Origin of the sequence: Okeania sp., from assembly GCF_035285525.1 — a bacterium.
Taxonomy (GTDB): Bacteria; Cyanobacteriota; Cyanobacteriia; order Cyanobacteriales; family Microcoleaceae; genus Trichodesmium.
Genome location: NZ_JAYKGW010000019.1, coordinates 1 through 21,238 on the forward strand (window position 1 = coordinate 1; position 21,238 = coordinate 21,238).

Below are 21,238 nucleotides of genomic sequence, written 5' to 3' on the forward strand. Positions count from 1 at the left end.
CCCCTACAAACAAAGGGCGGGTCTAGTTAGCTGAACTTGAAGACTCGTTAGCTTACTGATTAGACCCGCCCCTACAAACAAAGGGCGGGTCTAGTTAGCTTAACTTGAAGACTCGTTAGCTTACTGATTAGACCCGCCCCTACAAAGTCTAACTATTCAAATATAGCAGTCGAAGCAAAGGGCGCGGACACATCAACAGCCTAAAACCTATATAAAGCAAGATTTTTCACATCACGCCTTCTGCCTTCTGCCTTTTGCTATACACCCTACTGGACTGTTTCATCTTAAATGTTGCATGAGTTTTATAACCTTACTTGACTGCAAATTCTGTATGATGGCGTACTGCTGGAGGATGAAAACCGAGAACAATTTGACTTTTCGGAATTCCGGCGTTAACTAAATCATTAGCAATTCCATCTTCAATTCCATCTCGTTGAATCCATACTTTACCATCAATAATCTGAATATGAGTCAGACAACCATGAACCCGCCTTTTTTGCTGCCAACCAACATCTAGCAGTAAAAAATGGTTCCGTTCACTATCAATAATCAAGTATTCTTCTATTTCCCCATAAGAATAAGGAATATTTGCATACTCTCTAAGAACTTTTTCTATTGTATCTCGATATAAATTTAAGGTATCCATTGCACTATCTTCTCTGTTTCTGGTTGAAAAACTAATAGCTTCACTCGATTAAATTGAATAACAGATTGGGGTAATTCTTCAGAAAAGAAATCTGAAAATACACTTTCAGGAATAGCTAGGTACAACAACCTGTCTGGAGCTTGCTGGGATAAAATCTGTGCGTAGATTATATATTGACCTAACGCCTGCTCTAAATCATTAATAAGAGATTGACTTAAAAAGCTTTTAATCTCTACAGCAATTAGTTGTCCGTCTTTTTCGGCTGCTAATAGCTTTTTTGCTCCTAAATCTACATAGAGCATCCGACCACCAACTTTAAGTCGTAAAGGATCGTCAGTAATTGTCCACCCATCTTTCATCAGTGCTATTTTAACTGTTTCATGGTAGGTATCCTTTGCCATTTTTTGGGAAGAAAATTTTTGTCTATTCACTTAATTTGACAATATATCACATTTAACTATACAATTTTGAAAAAACTAATACCTTTAGAACTTACCCAGTCAAACCCAGAAACCCGGTTTCTACAAGAAACCGGGTTTCTTTGAGTAAGTCCTGACTTTAATTAAATCACCAGCTCGAATTATCAAACCACCAAATAATATGCAATTTAATACCTTAATCGACCTTCTACAACATAGAAGCCAAGATCGCACAGAGCCAAAAATCTATACTTTCCTCCAGGATGGCGAAACAGAAACCGATACTCTTACCTATAAAACATTAGAAAAACAAGCCAAAGCTATAGCTGCAAATCTCCAATCCCAAAACGCTCAAGGTGAAAGAGTCTTGCTATTGTACGCCCCTGGACTAGAATTTATCGCTGGATTTTTTGGCTGTTTGTATGCAGGAGCGATCGCTATCCCCGCATATCCACCTCGTCCTAACCAGTCTCTCTCCAGATTAGAAGCAATAGCAACAGATGCTGAAGCCAAGTTTGCTCTCACCACCACACCTCTATTAGGTTATTTAAAAAGTCGCTTTGCTGAAAATTCCATATTGGCAAAAATGCAGTTGCTAGATGCCAACAATATTATTACTCAAAACCAGGAGTCAGACTGGCAACAACCCAATATCAACAGCGATACCATTGCTTTTCTTCAGTACACATCTGGTTCGACTGGAAAACCCAAAGGTGTAATGCTCAGTCACAAGAATATTCTGCACAATTTAGCTACAGGTTATGAACAATCTCAAACCACACCTGAAAGCCTGACAGTGACTTGGTTGCCCTTTAGTCACAACACAGGATTATTAGTCGGAGTTTTACAACCTCTCTATGGTAATTTTCCTGTGAAAATTATGTCGCCATTGGATTTTCTGCAAAAACCTTTCCGTTGGTTAATGACTATTTCTCGTTATCAAGCGACTCAAAGTTTAGCTCCCAACTTTGCTTATGACTTAGTTTCTTTTCAAACAACTCCCCAAGAACGGGAAATGCTGGACTTGAGTAGTTGGAAATTAGCTGCTAGCGGTGCTGAACCTATTCGAGCTGAAACATTTGAGCGCTTTATCAAAACTTTTCAACCTCATGGTTTTCGCCCAGAAGCATTGACTGCAGGTTATGGAATGGCAGAAAGTGTTGTCGGTATTAGTTTGGGTTTAATAACAGAACCTCCAGTTATTCTCAATATTAACAAAACTGAGTTTACTAAAAATCAAATTGTGGTAGCGGTTGAGGAAAGTGATGATACCCAAAAAATCGTTAGTTGTGGTCGCACTGGTTCAGATACCAAAGTTGTTATTGTTAACCCAGAAACTTTAACTGAATGTTCCCGCAACCAAGTAGGAGAAATTTGGATTTCCAGTTCTAGTGTTGCCAAAGGTTATTGGAATAAACCGGAAGCAACCGCAGAAACGTTCCAAAATTACTTAGGCGTTGCTGAACCAGAGGATAAATCTTTGACCAGTACGGATGTTGCATGCAACGTCCCTACCCACACGGACCACACCCCCTTCCTCCGAACGGGTGACTTAGGGTTTTTGCTCAATGATGAATTATTTGTTACTGGTCGTCTCAAAGATTTAATTATTATCCGAGGTAGCAACCATTATCCCCAGGATATTGAGTTAACAGTTGAAAGCAGTCATCCAGCTTTACGACCTAGTTGTAGTGCAGCGTTTTCGGTAGAGGTGGAAAGTGAGGAAAGACTGGTTATTGTTCAGGAAGTTCAGGAAAGTTATTTGGAACAACTAGATGTAGATGAAGTTATTAACGCTATTCGTCAAGCTGTATCTGAACAACATCAGTTACAAGTTTATGGGGTATTATTATTGAAAACAGGAACTATCCCCAAAACTTCTAGTAATAAAATTCAGCGTCACGCTTGCAAAGCAGGTTTTCTTGAGGGAAGTCTTGATGTTGTCGGTAGTAACATCTTCTCAGATTTTGATTGGTTGGCAAAAGAAAAGCAAGTCTTTGTAGATAGAAAAACACTCTTAGCAACCACACCCGAAAAACGTCAAGAATTACTAATATCCCATCTTCAGAATTTAATCTCAAATATTCTCCAAGTAAATCCATCTCAGTTAGACTGGGAACAACCTTTAACTAACATGGGATTAGATTCTCTAACAGTTGTTGAGTTGAGCGATTTGTTGCAAGATAGTTTAGGAACTTCTTTTCCAGCAACACTAATTTTTGAATATCCCACAGTTGCAGCTTTAGCTAATTATTTAGCACAAGAAGTGCTTTCACCACAACCTTCTAGAAATTATGATATTGGTTTAGTTGCCGATGAAAATTTAAGTTCTGGTTTTGCTTCCCCAGTCATAGCAATCCAACCGAAGGGTTCTCAACCTCCTTTCTTTTGTATTCCTGGAGGTGTGGGAACCGCATTTTATCTCCACTCTTTAGCTTTTCATCTTGGTCAAGACCAACCATTTTACGGACTGCAAGCACGAGGAATGGACGATAGAGCAGAACCTCACACCAATGTAGGAGCGATCGCTGCCGACTATATTAACGCATTAAAAAATATTCAACCCATAGGTCCGTATTTTTTAGGAGGTCATTCTTTTGGTGGGCAAGTCGCTTTTGAAATATCCCAACAGTTACAAAAACAGGGAGATAAAATTGGTTTGCTGGCTGTTTTTGATATTCCTGCTCCCATATTCAGTAGTGTTGTAATCGCAGGTTGGGATGATACTAAATATATGACGGAGGTTGTCAGGTTATTTGAATATTTTTTAAAGGAAGATTTAGAGATATCCTACAACGATCTCAAACGTTTCTCTCCTGATGAACAATTAGATTATGTAACGGAACGATTAGTGAAAAAGCTTCATGTGCGTCCTTCTGCGGCAGCAACCAGACAAGTGCATGGTTTTGTCAAGGTTTTAAAAGCTAGTATTTATGCTATGGGTCATTATCAACCAGAGAAACTTTATCCAACTCCTATTACTCTTTTCCGCAGTAGTGATGTTCGTGTTTGGAATACTCCTCTTGGTTTAACTGATGCTATTCGTAATCAGTTGCAAAAAAATTCTTCTTTAGGTTGGGAAAAACTTTCTCAACGTTCTGTGGAAGTTCAGACTGTTCCAGGAGATCATATTAGTATGATGCTGGAACCTCATGTTCAGCTTTTAGCAGAAAGACTTAGTTCAGTTATTAGTAATTTCCAGTGAAGTTATAGCGCTGCGCGCAGGGAACAGGGAACAGGGAACGCGGTTTTCATTAATAGGGACGTTGCATAAGGGCGTCCCTACAATATTTTGGTTATCTGGCTGAAAAACCTAACCCCCCAACCCCCTTCCCTGCGAGGGAAGGGGGAGAAAGACTCCCCTCTCTCTGCTAGTGTTGGGCAAGAAAGACTCCCCTCTCCTCCCAGGAGAGGGGTTGGGGGAGAAAGACTCCCCTCTCCTCCCAGGAGAGGGGTTGGGGGAGAAAGACTCCCCTCTCCTCCCAGGAGAGGGGTTGGGGGAGAAAGACTCCCCTCTCCTCCCAGGAGAGGGGTTGGGGGAGAGGTCTCCTAGGTTGCTCGATCCTAACCCACAATTTTAGTCTTGACATGGCAGTATAGTGTGGGAAGACAGATATACTAGAAAAAACAATTGTTCCTTGATTTTTTTACCCTTGGTTTGCTTAAAATCCTAACTTTTTTGTGATTTTGACTGAAAAAGTTAGGATTTTGAACTGACTATGGCAGAAAAATCTAGGAGTCATTCTTCCTCCTAAGTCCTCAATCATTCTTCATTCCTCCTGACTTCCTATTCCCCTCCTTGGAGCAGTAGGGGTGGGTTACTCCTGACTGCCATATTCAATCGACTTAAACCTTTCTTTCCCTTCTACCGTCTGCCTTCTGCCTTCCTGAATATCCTAAACTGATTGTACCTGGCTTTAGATATATTTCTGATTTTTCAGGAACCTTAGAGGCGACTAACTCTGGATTAATTTTTACTTTTAATTCTCCACTATTTGTCACTCCGACAACTGTACCAATACAATTTTCTACTACCACTTCCTGCCCCATATTTATTAGTAGTTGAGTATAGCTAGGTAAAATACTCTCTATTCCTAATTCTAAAAGTTGTCTAATAGCAGAATCTACTCCATAAAAAACTATTGCAGCTAACATTTCCAAAGAAGATATTTCCGGTTGCAACTGATTTCTATAGTAGTATTGCAGATTAGTACCTGTATCTGGGAAAGAATTATTCCAGTTAATTCCAATACCAATTATTGCCCAAACAATTTTTTCTTTTTTGACTCTAGTTTCTGTGAGGATACCGCCTAATTTTCGATTTTCTAAGATTAAATCGTTAGGCCACTTAATTTTAACTGGTACGCCATAATCCTGTAAACTTGAGGCAATACCCCAAGCTGTAGATAATGTCAATTGTGAGGTTTGGGATATTGATATATCAGAAGTAATATTGCATCCATATCCTGGGGCAAATGCTACTGAAATATACAGTCCGCCAATATCTGATATCCAGGTGCGTCCCCATTGACCCCGCCCTGCGGTTTGTTGAGTGGCGATAACTACGGTTCCTGGTGATGCTCCTGAGTCAATGAGTTGCCAAAGAGTTTGATTTGTTGAGGGAAGAGTGGAAAAAATGTGGAGATGATCTAGGTTGAAAGAATTGGATATTTCGGATACTCTAGATTCCTGAATATTTGATAAAGAGTTAATGAATTTTTGCTGATTAAATTCTGACAATTTTTTTACTGGATACTTATCTATAATTGATAATTAATAATGGATAATGGATAATTGATAATTTAGGACTTATGCAGAAACTGGGTTTCTTTAGGGAAATTTTATGGTTTGAACAACAATATGATGGCAATAAACCCGGTTTCTTAGTTACTTTGTGTCAGTCCTGTCAAGAATGGATGATTATATCAGGACTGACCTATGGGAAACCCGGTTTCTTGGGTAAATCATTGTTTTAGACAATAAACATCTATAAGAAACCGGGTTTCTGAGTTCGGTATTATTTCATAATTTGCGTAATTCCTAACTATATTAGGACTGACCCATGGGCAACCCGGTTTCTTGGGTAATATCAAATTCGGTAGTATCGGTAAAATTCACTCTCTGTACGGGTTGGGTCTCCAAACCCTATACAAGCTAGGAGTCTTAGCCAATACTGATGGTAGAACCTTATTCTCCAAAGCCAGCGGATTTGATATAAACCATTGTTTTAGACAATAAACATCCACAAGAAACCGGGTTTCTGACTTCCCGTGACTTTATTCCTGTATATAAAATCTGGTTGTACAGTAATCGCAAAATTACTTCCTATCGATACAGATGTTCTATTAAGTACAAATGCAGCATACCTAAGAAGGATGGCAAAATAGTAAATCAAAACTACAAAAAATAATTTTCATCCTGATGACTATAAACAACTCTGATTCACAAACATTAAACAAATCCTACCAAGCTTTGAGTAAAAATGATGTAACTTGGCATTGGCAAAAATGGCAAGGACTACCTTACCTAACCTGTAGTCTTTTACAAAATTGGCCTCATGGTTTCTTTACTAACCATTTTTTCCCCAATACACCAATAGAACTAACAAATATACTACATTCTGATGCTGAAGTCTATCGTGTCAAGCAAGTACATGGCAATACCGTACTTAAAGCTGAAAAATCTACTTTGGCAACTGAAGAAAATTATGCAGAAGCAGATGGTCTAATCACAGAAAAAGCTAAACAAGCAGTTTGGGCATGTAGTGCTGACTGTGTTCCGGTTCTTATTGCTGACCAAAAAACTGGACAAGTGGCAGCCGTTCATGCCGGGTGGCGTGGTACTGCTGCCAAAATTGTGTCGGTGGCCTTAGCAGGTCTTGAGGCCCAGGGTAGTCAATTATCTGATTTATTAATTGTACTTGGTCCTGCCATTGCTGGAGAAGTTTATCAAGTTTCTGAAGAAGTGGCAGCTCAGGTAGGAGAGACTATTTTTCCAGAAACAAATAAAGCAAATGTTGAAGAAATTTTGAATTTTATGAATCTTCTGCCTCACCCCCCAATTTTATCTGATCCTGAACCGGGAAAAGTTCGTTTAGATGTCCGTATAGTCAATATTTTACAATTGGAAAAATTAGGTATTGGTAAGGAGCAAGTAGCGATCGCTCCTTATTGTACATATCAACAACCGGACTACTTTTTCTCTTATCGACGGGAAAAACAAAAAAAGGTGCAGTGGTCAGGAATAGTTAGTGGCTAAGATTTTTTTAGGGAATAGGGAACGCTTAACAGGGAACAGGTGGGAACTCCAGTTTTTTTTATTTATAGGACTTACGCAAAATAACGTGTTTCTGTCATTGCGAGCGACAGTGAAGCAATCTCAAATGCCCAATACTCTTTCCCAATGTGTAAGTCCTGATTTACTTTTTGATTACCCGCAACTGATTTAGGATTGCCATACGTCCGGATAATCATCAAAAAAATTATCCCTTCTCACCTTTTCTTTCCTTCTGCCTTCAGCATAGCTGCCTTCTGCCTTCTTTCTCCAAAGTGTAAATATTCAACCAGAGATGATATTAGAAGTGGATAAGATTAAAATACTATAATCAAATATTGTGTGACAATTTAAAAATTTATTAATAAATTCCGATGAGCAACCAGAGTCATTATCAACAACTTGGTCTTACTGAAGATGCTTCTTTTGAAGAAATTCAAGCTGCAAAGGAACATTTAAAGCAAAAGCATGGTGACAATCAGAAAATAATAGAGAATATTGAAGCTGCTTATGATGCTATCTTGATGGATCGTCTAAGGTTACGTCAAGAAGGAAAAATTAAAGTGCCTGAAGGTATTCGATATCCAGAGAAACAACCAAAAAAAGCTCCTGATACCTCAAATTTTAGGCCAATTAATCAAACCCCGGTTTGGGTACAAAATTTAATTGACACTCCTAGTCAAGCAGATATTTTATGGCCTAGTGGTATATATGTTGTATTAGGGACAATTAGTATTTATTCTGGTAATCAATCTTCTTCTTTGCAGCTAACTTTGGCTTTCGCAGTTGGTAGTTGTCTTTATTTTCTTAACCGCAAAGAAAATAAGTTGGGTCGAGCTGTTTTATTAACAGTTAGTGGTTTAGTTTTTGGATTAATTTTAGGAGGAATATTAACTTCTTTAGCAACTGGTTTAACCGCAGAAGTATTTATTACTTTGGTAACTTTTTTGGTGTTGTGGATGATTAGTTGTTTTTTACGTTAATTTCTGGCAAGAAGGAATAAGGAATAAGGAAAGTGGATAATGGATAATGGATAATAGATAATTAATTTCCAGAGTTTTCCAACTTTTCCTTTTCAGGAGAAAAAGAAATCAGATTTCTGTACTTAATTTAATCCTCTCGGTTTTAACCAAAGGTAATTTTTCATTATTCACTGGGGAAAAAAAATTACTCCCCTACTCCCTACTCCCTACTCCCTACTCCCTACTCCCTACTCCCTACTCCCTACTCCCTACTCCCTACCTTTATTAATTACCCAAAAAGGAAATTGCTGAGTAGGTTCTAAACTAACTCCACTAATATTCTTCTGAGCAAATACATAATCTTTATCTAACCATAATGGAATAAAAGGAACATCTTCTCCTAATAATTCTTGAATTTCTATGAAAATAGCTTCTCGCTTTTCTGGGTTTTGTTCTTGACGTTGTTGTTGAATTAATTTATTTATCCGCTCGTTATAATAAAATGAACCTTGAAATTGACTAGCTCCTTCTTCACAACCTTTTTCTTTTGAACCTTTAGTACATTCTAAAAATGGTTGGATATAATTATCCGCATCCACAAAATCTCCATACCAATCTAAAATAAAAGTTGGATATACCCCTTTATCTAAATTATTAAACGCAGTAGCTGCTTCTACACTATTCAATTCTAACTCCATTAAACCTTCTAACTTTTGCTCTACAGATGCTTTTAATGTACTAGCAGTTAATTGTCTTTTCGTAGAATTTGCAGCATACCAAATTTCTATTTGAGCAGGGTTTTCCGAAGAATATCCTGCCCCTTCTAACAAATCCTTAGCTTTGTCAAAATTTCCATCCCCATAATTTTCTTGAAACACTGGTTTATAGCCATCAAATTTTGTTGGAATTAGACTATAAACTGGTTCACCTTTTCCTTGTAAAACTCGTTCATTTAACAATTTTCTATCAATAATAGATGCTAAAGCTTGTCTCACAGCTTTATTATTTAATGGTTCTAAATTAAGATTTAAAACCATATAATTAACCGTCTTACCATCTGTAGAAACTACTTTCCATCCTTGACGACTAGCTTCTGTTTCTAAATTAGTAATTTGGTCAGTATCTAGAGAACCATAAGCTACATCAATAGCTCCTGTTTTAAAAGCATTAAAAAGGTTAGCTGAACTAGAAAATATTTGCAAATCAATTCCTTCATTTTTGGCTTTTTCTCCCCAATAATTTTCAAATACATCTAATCGTAAAACATCAGTACCATACTCAGCTAATTTATAAGGACCAGTACCAACAAATGTATCAGGTTGAAATTGATTTTGACCTATTGCATAGCTTTGAGGAGAAATTGCGCATAGACCAGAAAATGCTAATAAAGGAGTGAAAGCTGCAAAAGGTTTTTTCAACTTAATTGTTAATTGATATTCTCCAGTCGCTTCTACTGACTCAACAGTATTATTTAATAAAGAAGATGGTGGCCCCGCACTAGCAATAAAACGATTCAAGGAAAAGGCCATTGCTTCAGCATTGAAAGGAGTGCCATCATGGAAGATTACCCCTTGACGAATAGGAATAGTATATGTTATGCCATCTGCACTAATTTTTGGCATTTCTGTTGCTAGTTGGGGTACAAGTTCCGTTGTTCCTAAATTGTAACCGTAGAGGCGATCGCCTAAGTTATAGAGTAAGTTACCAGATATTACTTCGTAGGCATCTGCCGGGTCAATAGTACGAGGTTTTAATGTTGTGCCGATAGTAATTCTATCTGTATCTGTTTGTGTAGTTAGGCTATTATTTTGAGGTTGACTACAACTAATTACCAGAAAGCAGCAAAGACAAAACAAACCAACAAATTGAATGATAGACTGCCTAGAATGGTTGATAAAGTTAAATGATTTATGTTTGACCAATTTGACTATTTACCTCTCTAAATATCTGAATAATATAGCTTTAACATATTAGGTACAAAGTAAGCATTCAGCAGTTAGCTATCAGCTCTCAGTTTCATTACCTTTAAAGGAGAAAAAAAGCAATTTAGAAATTTCCAAGAATTACAAAGTATGGGTATAAAGTCCATCAGCTAATCTTAGTATTCTATCAAAGTAAGCATTCAGCTCTCAGCTATCAGCTCTTAGCTTCATTACCTGCAAAGGAGGAAAAAGCAATTGAGAGATTTCCAAGAATTAAAAGTATGGGTAAAATCCCATTAGTTAACCTTAATAGTCTATTGAACCACATAGTTTATTAAAAAGCTGAAAATGGCTTTAAATTAATATAATCTTCAAAGTCGGCTTTGATAGTAAGATTCAATTTACCTCAACTAATAAAGCTTTTTTCTCAAATTAAAATCTCCTTTAGGAAGAAGTAATTAGGGTTTGCTGGAAAAGTCTTTTTGTCAGGAAGGAGTCAGAAGTCAGCAATCCTTCAATCCAGTAGAATTAGGGAATTTACAGAAGACAGGAGGAAAAATTATCCCTGATTTTTTCTGCCAAAGCAAACCTAAATTCTAGCTTTTTTTTGCCAATTTAAAAGCAAAAAGGTTGTACTTTTTTCCAACCTAAAAATCCTAAAATCTTTATATATGAATGCTTTCATATTTAATCAGCAACCCCTAATTATTAATGATCTATTAATTGATATATATCATAAAAATGGTAAGTAGTGTATTAATTATTTATTATTTATTATTATTGATAAATCGGATTTAGTTTTAATCTATGATTAAGAACTAATAGCTAATAGCTGACTGTTTACAAGTTAAGAATTATCACAGATCTTAGATAAACTGAGACATTAATGTTTAAAATTTAACCTAATCAGAAAACTCTTTTTCTTGACTTTCAAAATCTATGTCTAATTGTAAAAATAACAATAAAATTTTTAGCATTGAAGAAGTTTATAATTGCCCTGTTTGTTATCATGGTGAAATTTCAGCAATTACTTTAATGGATGCTTTTTCTTGCAACTTTTGTCACCATATTTTTAGCGCAGATATGGAAAAACAATCATTGAAAATAGCAGATAGTTCTTCTCCTTTAAGCTGGAAATGGAATGGTAAAAAATGGAAAGCAGATCATCCTCAAGCAGAATGGAATTGGATGATCCAATTATTAGCAGTTGGTTTTGTATTATTACCGACTATGTTAATAGGATTAAGTGCTTATTTTTTTACTCCAATACCTGGTACTCCTTTATGTTGGCTACCGATTTTTTGGACAGTTTTAACTTTTCTATCTCATTTAGTTATTATTATTAATATTGTAGTTGATTATTATCAATTTCCAGTCAAGTTATACTTGAAAGCACTAGGACGAAATTTATGGTTTTGGATTTCACTACAAAATTATTCAACATAAATTTTCAGTTAATAATTCAGCTATCAGCTCTTAGCTATTTATTTTAATTTGAGATAAAAGCTTGATTAATTGAAGTAAATCGTAAACTAATTTTTTTCTCACAAATCATTTCTTGTGGCTATCACTAAGGTAATATTTAAAAATTAAATTAACCAAAAATAGCATTAATTAAAACATCACTTAAATTCATATTTTCTAAGTCCATAATAGTAACAGTATTGCAAATATCAAATTTAGCACCTACTGCTTGTAACTGATTATCTAATAATTTAAAAAACTTAGTAACTTCAGGTTTATCTCCTACCTGAATAAGTGAAATACCTAACTCTTCATCTTGCTCTAAATTATTACTAGCAGAAATAATAATTTGCTTAACTCGCTCAGGTTCTTCTATTTCACCTGCTGTAATAACTAAAATAGTTTCCCCATTAGGTTTTGCTATCTTCAGAGCGCGTCGCTGAAAATAATTATTAATAGCATCCTGAAGAGCATCTGCTAAATTAGTTTTGCCAGAAGGTTGATTTTCCAGGAAAATTTGAGCTAAATCAGTCGATGTTACTCGGTCATATCGTTGAAAATAGTCTGAGAATAAGTAAACCGTTAATCCATCTAAATCTAGTTTCTCACATTCAGTTGCTAATCTAATCATAGAATCTTGCATTAAATCCCATGCTCTGCTACCTATAGAAGAACTAGATATACACATATCGTTACTTTTATCAATTATTAAGGTGTAATCACGCTCTTGTATAGCAGCACCACCTTCTAATAATGGGTCCATAATCAGGTAAATTTCCTTTGTGAGACAAAGATAGGCTATACTATTTTACATAGGTCAAAAGTTAAAAGTAGGATTTTATTAGCTTAAAACTTTGACGCTACTGTAATTTATGAAAATTATTTCATATTTGAGTATGAGATAATTAGGGTAGCCTAAGTTGATGAAGTTGGTATAAATATTTTAGTCTCAAGATGCAAAACTTGACACTTCCCCAATTAAATCAAAGCCTTGTTATTGATCGGTAGTTTGTATTAAGTTCCTGATGTGATTGAGGAATAAAATTTATTCTATTCCTTAATTTCCTCTTCGTAAGTAAGAGCAATTTTTTTAACGATACTCCGTACTCTCCTTAGATTAAGAATTTGATTGGTTTGAGATTGTATGATCTCGTTGGTAGTTATTAATATTTTTTCTAATTAAGCAACTAGGGTAAAAGTTTCAAATCTAAATATTTACAATTTTTTAGCTTTGATAATATGTTTTTTCCGGAAAAGATGCTAAGTCACACAGAAATTAATAATTAGAGTTGTTTGAAATATTTTGTGTAGGCATTCAGCTATAGTTTTTAGTGGAAGTTCAAAAGGAAAACAAGCAAGTTATTATTGCTGCCTATCCCTAATAGCTAGTTGCTAATAGCTTGTGTAATGGAACTAACTGAATTTTTTTCGAGTCTATTTTTATAGTAGATATAGCAATTCTAACATTGGTTGTGAAAATTTTTCTCCCTCCAATATATAGTGAAGTGAAAATTCTGAAAATTATAGCTTCTGACTGTAGGTTTGTCATCCGAAAATTTCCCCATCTGTACTTCACAAATCGAACAACTTCCCTGCCTAACTCCTAACTCCTACCAAAATATTACGATTGAAATAGGATTGCTGTATATTTGTAATGTCTGCTACGAATAAGACCGAAAAAATTCAAGTCCGCTTCAGCTGTGATGGGCAGAAAGTTAAAACATTTCACTTAGTCAATGTTATAACTTAGCATAACCTAGCAAACCATTGAAATAAACTATTTATTGATTAATTTCTCAAAGCGGAATAAAAAATATAACTATAACTTGCATCTCCATCGTCTAAACCACTTATTATAATTTCATAGCTCCGGAATAAAACCCCACCTAAACTAACACAAATAAGCGAAGCAAAACCTATAAATAATCAAAGGATATTAACTATGAAATCTAACTCTAAAAATAATGAACCGGATGGCAATGAACAAGTTCCTCAGAAATCGCCTCATCCTTTTTTACTATCATTAATTTTAACTGGAATCTTAGCTGCTGAAGCATATCCAAATCTCACTGAAACAGCAATTGCTTCTGTAAAAGTTCTGCAATCTTCTCAAGTAGAGATAACTAGCCAAATTACTACTAAAACTGATAGATTTGTTAATATTGAGCAAACCTCTGTCAATGGAAGCTTTGATAATGTCAAAAAGTTGAGTAAACCAATCTTTAACTTGGCAGAAAAACTTACTAATCAAGTTAAAAAAATTCCTCATGGTATAATTGAAGCTGTTTACCAAGATTTAGAGAATCGAATCGGCATTGTCCCGGAAACGATTAAAGTTAATGCAGTCAGTCAAGAGACTTGGCCAAATACTTGTTTAGGATTAGCTAAAAATGATGAACTTTGTGGCCAAAGATTAGTAGAAGGTTGGCGTCTTATTTTGTCTAATGGTAAAGATCAATGGATTTATCGTACAGACAATAGAGGCAAGTTGATGAGACTAGAAATCTAAAATTCCAGGTAGTAAGGAAGTAGAATTTAAGGTTGTAGGGGTTTGGTCTCTAAACCCTCTACAAACTATCAACTTTCGCTCTTTTCTGATGGTAGAATTTTATTCTCCAATTTATCGGGAACCGTAGCCAGTGGGTTTGATCTTATGAGGTATAAGGTACACCTGTCGTGGCCAAGATGCCCATACTACAATAATTTTACCAAAAAAAGAGGTATCAAGCCTCTCCTTTTAAGGGGACGAAAAAATTTTAACACGGTTCCCGATCAATCAGTATTTCAAGCCTCCGAATTTAGTCGGAGGTTCATTCTCTACTGATAACTGATAACTGAAATGACCATTCACACCTTGTACCTCATTTGTCGGAAACCTGCTGTAAATTACGTTAGTAGAAGCAGTAGGGACATTATATGCAACGTCTGTACTGCTTGTTATGACTTATATAGGTTTTATGAAGCAGTAACAGGAATTATGCAAACCAACCAAGAAATTAGGTTTATTGGCTCTTTCAAACAATAAAATTTTATTAATAGACCAGGTTTATATCTAATATTCTTACCTGGATTCAGTAAATATAACTTTAACTGGGGCGGAAGGATTCGAACCTCCGAATGGCTGGACCAAAACCAGCTGCCTTACCACTTGGCGACGCCCCATTTCCTCAACATTTAATATCTTAGCACCTATATGTAGGAATTTGTCAAGGGTTTTTTCCATAATTTTTTTGAAGTTTTGATTTTGCAGGAGTTATGGGCTTATATCATGTCTGGTTGAATACTTAGACTGTGGAGGAAGTAAGGCAGAAGGCAGAAGGCAGAAGGAAAGAAAAGGCAATTATGGCAGAAAGTTTTTTGATTACTGATTATCCGGATTTGGTATTAAATATTGATCCAAGACAATATGGTGCTATCTGCAAGTTATATAAAATCAGGTCGAATACTTTTATATCCTTTGGGAAGATTGAAGTGTAGATATAATATAATTATGAACATATACTATATGAACAGATTTTATATTATAAAGTCAGAAGTCATAAAATAAAGATTAATTTGAGAGTTTAAGGAGCTTTAATTGGGATTTTAATGATAAACTCAGTTATTTGTCCTGGTTCAGAACTACATTTCAAAATACCACTATGTTTATCCACTACAATTTGGTAGCTAATCGAAAGGCCAAGACCTGTTCCCTTTCCCACTGGTTTGGTGGTGAAGAATGGATCGAAAACTTGATTGATTAATTTTTTGGTCATTCCGGGGCCATTATCTGTAATGGATATAACAGCATATTCGACATTGAAGGTAGATAGATTTTGATTGTCATCTTCAATATCTATTATTTCTGGTGCTTCAAAACCTAGATAAGTAGTAATTTTAATTATTCTTGGTTCTGGTTGACCTTCTAGAGCATCAATGGAATTACTGATAATATTCATAAAGACTTGGTTGAGTTGTCCTGGATAACACTCTACTAGGGGCAAATTACCATACTCTTTGACAATTTCAATTCCAGAATCTTGCCCCTTTGCTCTAATCCGGTTATCTAAAATTAGCAAGGTGCTATCAATACCTTCATGGATATCTACTATTTTTTTCTCTGATTCGTCTAAACGAGAGAAGTTTCTTAATGATAAAACTATTTGACGAATACGTTCGGTACCCATTTCCATTGAAGACAGAATTTTGGGTAAGTCTTCCATTAAAAATTCTAATTCCATATCTTCAGTTTTGTTCTCAATTTCTGCGACAGGTTCTGGATAATACTTTTGATAAAGATCTAACAATTGGAGAATGTCTCTGGTATAATCCTTAATATATTTGATATTACCATGAATAAAATTGACAGGATTATTAATTTCATGGGCAACTCCAGCTACAGTTTGACCAAGAGATGACATTTTTTCTTGTTGGATTAATTGAGCTTCTTTTTGCTTGAGGTTTTTTAAAGCTACAGTCAGTTGATGAGCTTGAGTTTGAGCTGCTAATGCTGCTGCACGGGTTTGAGCATAAAGTTCTGCTTGGTCAATGGCGATCGCTAGTTGGTCTACTGCTGCTTGGAGTAATTCTACTTCACTTTCTTGCCAAGGTCGATAACTACTATATTGATTACAGATAACTCCTCCCATTTGACCAGCGCGAGTCCGCAATGGTAGTAATAGTGTAGATTTGATTCCCAACTGTTGTAAATATAGCTGCATTTTTGGGAGTTGCTTTTGATGAACTGTTTCTGTATTGTCAAATTGTAAAATTTCGTGGTTCCGAATTTTATCTGATAAAATGGCTGTCTGTTCTTGGGGATATTCTGGAATCTGAACTAATATTGTTTCTTTGGCAGATTCATGGGTGATAGCAATGCTAGTAACTTGACCAGATAAGCACCATATAAAGAAACATTGATCTATTTCTAAGAGGTTTCTAATTTCTGTAACCGCAGTTTCTAATATATTGTCAAGATCTAGGGAGTCTCTAATTTGACTAGCGAGACGAAACAATAATGCTTCTCTGTTACTTAATAGTTGTTCTTGGATATTGACTCGATCAATAGCAATAGAGATGGTGCTGGCAACCCAATTAAGTACGTCTCTAGCTGAGTCTGTAAGGGTTTCGTAACTCCATACACACATTACCCCTACCACCCGACTATCTGAGGTGAGTATGGTAAAATCGTTGGTCAATATTTGTAGTTTGTTATCGGAGTTAACTTCTGAACTAAAAATTTCAGAAGTTAAGATGTTTTTGGGATTCAATAATTCCTGTTCATATTTTACATCTAATTTTAAGTTGTTACCAGATAATGCTTGTAATTCTAGTTGACTGGTTTGACTATTAATAGTCCAAATTCCGGAACCGATAACATTTAACTCTTTGACAATAGCTTTGACACAACGTTCGAGAATATTACTGAGAGAACTACTTGCTCCCAGAGCTACTCCTACTTCTGCTTCCAGAGTTGATAAACTTGCTCGCTCTAGCAAAGTTGCTTCTGTGCGTTTACGCTCTGTGATGTCTCGTGAAACAGCGACTAATTCTATAAGTTGACCTGTTTCTGAATCTTGAATTTTTTGACAAGTGGTTTCAAACCAAATGTAATATCCGTTTTTATGGCGCAGTCGATGAGTGAAAGTATATGCTTCTGTTTCCTGAGAGACATCAAGTTCAGATAGTTTCCGATCTTCTGGATAAAATAGATCATACATACACTTTCCCACTAATTCATCCGGTTGATATCCCAGAAGAGAGTAAGAAGCAGCAGAAGCAAATAAATATATACCTTCTAAGGTTTGCCTAGAAATGATATCAGTAGAATTGTTAGTCAGGAGTCGATAAAGTGCTTCACTATCTCGCAACGCTTCTTCTGCTTGTTTTTTTTCAGTGATATCTGTCTGAATACCAATAAAGTGAGTAACCCTACCATCATTATCTCTAACTGGAGATATTGCTAATTCATTCCAAAAGGGAATACCATCTTTGCGGTAATTTTTGACGACGACTAAACAGTTTGTTTCTGATTTTATAGCTTGGCGAATTTCAGATAATGCCACAGGATCGGTGTCAGCACCTTGTAAAAATCTACAGTTTTTTCCTAATGTTTCTTCAGGAGGATAACCTGTAATTTTAGCAAAAGCAGGGTTAGAATAAATAACGGGATTATCTGGATGGGTATTGGCAGTAATCACTATACCATTGTTACTAGCAGCGATCGCTCTTTCTAGCAATAATAGTTTTTTTTCTTCTGGATGCTCTTGAGCTTTTTGTTGTATTTTTTTTTGTAATTCTATTTGACTACTGATATATCTACTTAATTTTTTTAATAGTTTTTGACATTTCTCTGTTAAGTTTCTGGATACATAATCCATTAATGATAAAATCCCGATTTGTTTGCCATTAATATTAATAGAAATTCCTGCATAAAATCTGATTTTTGGTTCTGATACTACTAAGCTATGATTTGCTGTTATTTGATTTGTTAATGTATCAGGTATAATTAATATTTCTCCTTCTTTTTTTGCTAAGAAGTCTAGAGCTACTTGTTGTACAAAATTCAGGTATTCGTCTTGATTATTATTATCTATTTGAGATTTGAACCAAAGGTAGTTAGAATCTCTGAAGCTAATAAATGCAATTGGAGTTTCAGCTATATCTGCTGCTAACTCTGCTATTTCTGCAAAGGAAGTTTCCATAGATAATACCTGATATAATGATTTTACTTCCATTTTATTGACTTTCCTTGTTTAATTTTTTATTCTTTATCATGCAATAATTAGCTATAGCAATTTCCATGTTGATGATGTACAAAATTCCTTGGCTCTAGGGAGTAGGATGAGTAGGGATGAAATCATAAAAACAACGTTAATTCAGTTAATTGAGAAACGCCATTGTATTATTTTAGAATATAATTTTATATATATTAATCTCAGCAAACAGCTGTCAATTATAAGGTAAGCATTCAGCACTTTGCACTCAGCGTTCAGCTATCTATTTTACTTTGAGATAAAAGCTTTATGATACGGTTCCCGATAAGTCAGAAATTTTATCTGAATTACAAAATTCAGTTTCCCAGTTTATATTCGTTTAAATCTCTTCCTTAAGGTTGAGATTTTTATTGTTGTTTCACTGCACAAGATGAAAAGCGCAGCGACGACCGAGGAGGCTAGCTGACAGCTAATAGCTGAATGTTTACATATTAACAACTTGAAAATTTATCAAGTTAGATTACTATATCATAGAATTATAGCATAAACTAATATTAGTTAACTACCAACTAAGCTTACGGTGTAAGCATTTAGCAGTCAGCTAACAGCTACTACTTCTAGTTTTTGATAAAGGTTTTATTCTTCAAAATTAAATCTAAGTAAAAAAATCATTTTTCAAGCATATATTAATTAAAACCTTCTCTTTAAGGTTAAAATTTTATAGCTAAAAGCTCTTTGCGGAGCATTCCGTAGGAAATGCTTACCTTACAGTTTATTTGCAGTTATAAAGCAGTAAATTGATACACAGAATTTTCCTAAAATATAGTATATATACTTAAGGTATTTATTTATGGACAAATATACACTAAATTCAGGCAAGAATATGTCGGAAACTGAAAATAAAAAAAAGACTATCTTGGCAGTAGATGATAGTAAGATTATGCACACCCTTATTAAACAGGTTTTGGGTAAGGAATATCGGGTGTTAGTAACTGATAATGCTGTAGATGCGTTGTCAATGATTTACAATGAACAAGTAGCGGTTCTATTGTTAGATGTTTCGATGCCTGATATAGATGGTTTGGAATTATGTCGTACAATACGCACTATTCCTCAATTTGAAAGTTTGCCTATTATTATGTTAACAGCTAGAGATAGTTCTTTTGATAAAGTTAAAGGACATTTAGCTGGTGCTACAGAATATCTGACTAAACCTTTTGATGAGGAGAAGTTACATGAAGTAATTAGTCAGTTATTAGATTAACAAAAGAGTTATCAGTTATTAGTTATCAGCATCATTTTTGGTAATTAATTCATTATAACTGATAGAGTATTTTTTATGTATTCTCTACTGTCTAATTTTCATTTATCAGTTATCATTTTCGGTAATTAATTAAGTATAGTATAATTGATAGAGTATTTTTTATGTATTCCCTACTGTCTAATTTTCATTTATCAGTTATCATTTATCAGTTATCAGTTTCGGTAATTAATGCAGTATAATTGATGCAGTATTTTTTATGTATTCCCTACTTTATAATTTTCATTTATCAGTTATCAGTTATTAGTTGATTTAGATTGCCAAGGATTAAAATCCTTGGCTAATAGCTTAAGTCATCTAAAAATGACAAAGTTATCTATATCGTTCTATGCTTAATTAATACACCTTGATATAATGTGGTAAAATAGGAGAAATATTTTTTACTTATTCCCTACTATCTAAAAGAAAAAAATGTTACTCGAACTAAAAAAATAACCGTACCCCCCGGACAAAAAGTATTATTAAAAGATGTAAGTTGGCAAGAATTTGAAGAAATTCTCACCGACTTAGGAGAAAATCGTTCTTCTCGAATAGCTTATGCAAATAATACTTTAGAAATTATGGCTCCCTTACCAAAACATGAACTTAGTAAAGAACTTATTAGCGACTTACTAAAAGCACTTTTATAAGAACTAGATAGAGAATTTTTAACTTTAGGTTCCACAACTTTCAAAAATCAGCAAATGGCAAAAGGAATAGAACCTGATAATTGTTTTTATATAGAAAATGAAGCTAAAGTTCGTGGGAAAGAATGTTTAGATTTAACTGTCGATACCCCTCCAGATTTAGCCATAGAAATAGACGTAACTTCCCGGACTCATACTAATATTTATGCCAGTTTAGGAGTTAGAGAACTTTGGCGATTTGAGGGAAGAAAGTTGGAAATGTATATATTAGAAAATACCAAATATATAGAGTCAAAATTTAGTCTGCATTTTCCTGATTTACCCTTAATTGAAATTATTCCCGAATATTGCGATCGCTGTAAAATTATAGGTAGAAATCAAACCATGAAAATATTTCGTAATTGGGTAAGAGAACAAATTTGAGAATTTGGTAATTAATAAGTTTGTTGATTTTGCTTGCCTTTTCAGTCTGTTTCTCTTGACTCTGTAGGGACGTTGTATGCAACTTCCTGCCGTTACTACCAGACTTTTTCAACCCTAAATAGGCTGTAAGATTTGAGTGTAGGGGTTTGGTTTCCAAATCCCTTTACACTTGGGGAAAGGAGACCAAACCCCTACAGTTTTTTCTCACAAATCATTTCATACTGCTATATATCAAGACTTACGCAAAGCAACTAAGAAACCGCGTTTATTGTCGTGATTTTATAGACAAATAAAATAGGATTGCTATATAAATTATTCAGAAATTTTCAACTCATATAGATTCCATAAGCCTCATCCTAACTCACTATAATTATTTTCTTTCATTCCCTTACAAATAGTGTCATAAGTGTAGGTTGGGTTGAAGTCGGAAACCCAACAATAATAACACCATTTCTCCAAAACTATGACAGTATTAATCTATAGAATC

14 protein-coding genes and 1 tRNA gene are annotated in these 21,238 nt (G+C 34.9%); 8 read left to right on the forward strand and 7 right to left on the reverse strand.

Features of this window, described 5'->3' with window-relative positions; translation table 11 throughout:
* Positions 1 to 310 precede the first annotated feature (310 nt).
* Positions 311 to 646, reverse strand: coding sequence for a XisI protein (locus VKJ25_RS02035; protein WP_324234960.1), 336 nt, complete (start codon positions 644 to 646; stop codon positions 311 to 313).
* The gene (locus VKJ25_RS02040) at positions 634 to 1,047 is read right to left on the reverse strand and encodes an element excision factor XisH family protein (RefSeq protein WP_324234961.1); all 414 of its coding nucleotides are present in this window, start codon (positions 1,045 to 1,047) and stop codon (positions 634 to 636) included. Before VKJ25_RS02040 ends, VKJ25_RS02035 begins: the two co-directional genes overlap by 13 nt.
* A 199-nt stretch (positions 1,048 to 1,246) precedes the next feature.
* Between VKJ25_RS02040 and VKJ25_RS02045 the strand changes: the two genes are divergently transcribed.
* On the forward strand, positions 1,247 to 4,270 hold the full coding sequence (locus tag VKJ25_RS02045) for an alpha/beta fold hydrolase (RefSeq protein ID WP_324234962.1): 3,024 nt from the start codon (positions 1,247 to 1,249) through the stop codon (positions 4,268 to 4,270).
* A 641-nt stretch (positions 4,271 to 4,911) separates the two neighbouring features.
* Here the strand turns inward: VKJ25_RS02045 and VKJ25_RS02050 are convergent.
* Positions 4,912 to 5,805 carry a biotin--[acetyl-CoA-carboxylase] ligase gene (locus VKJ25_RS02050; RefSeq protein ID WP_324234963.1) on the reverse strand — a complete coding sequence of 298 codons (894 nt, stop codon included), beginning with the start codon at positions 5,803 to 5,805 and terminating at the stop codon, positions 4,912 to 4,914.
* Positions 5,806 to 6,486: 681 nt separating this feature from the next.
* On the opposite strand from VKJ25_RS02050, the gene pgeF reads away from it, so the two are divergent.
* Both pgeF and VKJ25_RS02060 read left to right on the forward strand, forming a co-directional pair.
* Complete coding sequence (pgeF, locus tag VKJ25_RS02055; RefSeq protein ID WP_324234964.1) at positions 6,487 to 7,323, forward strand: peptidoglycan editing factor PgeF; 837 nt, start codon at positions 6,487 to 6,489, stop codon at positions 7,321 to 7,323.
* Positions 7,324 to 7,712: 389 nt separating this feature from the next.
* Positions 7,713 to 8,321, forward strand: coding sequence for a CPP1-like family protein (locus VKJ25_RS02060; RefSeq protein WP_324234965.1), 609 nt, complete (start codon positions 7,713 to 7,715; stop codon positions 8,319 to 8,321).
* 248 nt (positions 8,322 to 8,569) lie between these two features.
* On the opposite strand, the gene VKJ25_RS02065 is transcribed toward VKJ25_RS02060, so the two are convergent.
* Positions 8,570 to 10,222 (reverse strand): ABC transporter substrate-binding protein, encoded by a 1,653-nt coding sequence (locus tag VKJ25_RS02065; RefSeq protein ID WP_324234966.1) that lies wholly within the window; start codon positions 10,220 to 10,222, stop codon positions 8,570 to 8,572.
* 939 nt (positions 10,223 to 11,161) lie between these two features.
* Between VKJ25_RS02065 and VKJ25_RS02070 the strand changes: the two genes are divergently transcribed.
* Positions 11,162 to 11,668, forward strand: coding sequence for a hypothetical protein (locus VKJ25_RS02070; RefSeq protein ID WP_324234967.1), 507 nt, complete (start codon positions 11,162 to 11,164; stop codon positions 11,666 to 11,668).
* Positions 11,669 to 11,816: 148 nt separating this feature from the next.
* Here the strand turns inward: VKJ25_RS02070 and VKJ25_RS02075 are convergent, their stop codons facing one another.
* Positions 11,817 to 12,449 carry a vWA domain-containing protein gene (locus tag VKJ25_RS02075; RefSeq protein ID WP_324234968.1) on the reverse strand — a complete coding sequence of 211 codons (633 nt, stop codon included), beginning with the start codon at positions 12,447 to 12,449 and terminating at the stop codon, positions 11,817 to 11,819.
* A 1,179-nt stretch (positions 12,450 to 13,628) separates the two neighbouring features.
* On the opposite strand from VKJ25_RS02075, the gene VKJ25_RS02080 reads away from it, so the two are divergent.
* On the forward strand, positions 13,629 to 14,195 hold the full coding sequence (locus VKJ25_RS02080) for a hypothetical protein (protein ID WP_324234969.1): 567 nt from the start codon (positions 13,629 to 13,631) through the stop codon (positions 14,193 to 14,195).
* Positions 14,196 to 14,525: 330 nt separating this feature from the next.
* The gene (locus tag VKJ25_RS02085; protein ID WP_324234970.1) at positions 14,526 to 14,711 is read left to right on the forward strand and encodes a hypothetical protein; all 186 of its coding nucleotides are present in this window, start codon (positions 14,526 to 14,528) and stop codon (positions 14,709 to 14,711) included.
* A gap of 65 nt (positions 14,712 to 14,776) precedes the next feature.
* On the opposite strand, the gene VKJ25_RS02090 is transcribed toward VKJ25_RS02085, so the two are convergent.
* Together VKJ25_RS02090 and VKJ25_RS02095 are read right to left on the reverse strand one after the other, a co-directional pair.
* Positions 14,777 to 14,848, reverse strand: a tRNA-Gln gene (locus tag VKJ25_RS02090).
* A gap of 401 nt (positions 14,849 to 15,249) precedes the next feature.
* Positions 15,250 to 18,402: a PAS domain S-box protein gene (locus VKJ25_RS02095; RefSeq protein ID WP_324234971.1), complete on the reverse strand. Its 3,153-nt coding sequence runs from the start codon at positions 18,400 to 18,402 to the stop codon at positions 15,250 to 15,252.
* An 862-nt stretch (positions 18,403 to 19,264) separates the two neighbouring features.
* On the opposite strand from VKJ25_RS02095, the gene VKJ25_RS02100 reads away from it, so the two are divergent.
* Complete coding sequence (locus VKJ25_RS02100) at positions 19,265 to 19,645, forward strand: response regulator (RefSeq protein ID WP_324234972.1); 381 nt, start codon at positions 19,265 to 19,267, stop codon at positions 19,643 to 19,645.
* 740 nt (positions 19,646 to 20,385) lie between these two features.
* A complete protein-coding gene (locus tag VKJ25_RS02105) occupies positions 20,386 to 20,751 on the forward strand; it encodes a Uma2 family endonuclease (RefSeq protein WP_375340294.1) in 366 nt (121 codons plus the stop codon).
* Positions 20,752 to 21,238: the final 487 nt, after the last annotated feature.

Coding starts and splice junctions, on each gene's coding strand:
- VKJ25_RS02035 (WP_324234960.1), bottom strand. CDS start 646: ATGGATACCTTAAATTTATATCGAGATACAATAGAAAAAGTTCTTAGA.
- VKJ25_RS02040 (WP_324234961.1), bottom strand. CDS start 1,047: ATGGCAAAGGATACCTACCATGAAACAGTTAAAATAGCACTGATGAAA.
- VKJ25_RS02045 (WP_324234962.1), top strand. CDS start 1,247: ATGCAATTTAATACCTTAATCGACCTTCTACAACATAGAAGCCAAGAT.
- pgeF (WP_324234964.1), top strand. CDS start 6,487: ATGACTATAAACAACTCTGATTCACAAACATTAAACAAATCCTACCAA.
- VKJ25_RS02060 (WP_324234965.1), top strand. CDS start 7,713: ATGAGCAACCAGAGTCATTATCAACAACTTGGTCTTACTGAAGATGCT.
- VKJ25_RS02070 (WP_324234967.1), top strand. CDS start 11,162: ATGTCTAATTGTAAAAATAACAATAAAATTTTTAGCATTGAAGAAGTT.
- VKJ25_RS02075 (WP_324234968.1), bottom strand. CDS start 12,449: ATGGACCCATTATTAGAAGGTGGTGCTGCTATACAAGAGCGTGATTAC.
- VKJ25_RS02080 (WP_324234969.1), top strand. CDS start 13,629: ATGAAATCTAACTCTAAAAATAATGAACCGGATGGCAATGAACAAGTT.
- VKJ25_RS02085 (WP_324234970.1), top strand. CDS start 14,526: ATGACCATTCACACCTTGTACCTCATTTGTCGGAAACCTGCTGTAAAT.
- VKJ25_RS02095 (WP_324234971.1), bottom strand. CDS start 18,402: ATGGAAGTAAAATCATTATATCAGGTATTATCTATGGAAACTTCCTTT.
- VKJ25_RS02100 (WP_324234972.1), top strand. CDS start 19,265: ATGTCGGAAACTGAAAATAAAAAAAAGACTATCTTGGCAGTAGATGAT.
- VKJ25_RS02105 (WP_375340294.1), top strand. CDS start 20,386: ATGGCAAAAGGAATAGAACCTGATAATTGTTTTTATATAGAAAATGAA.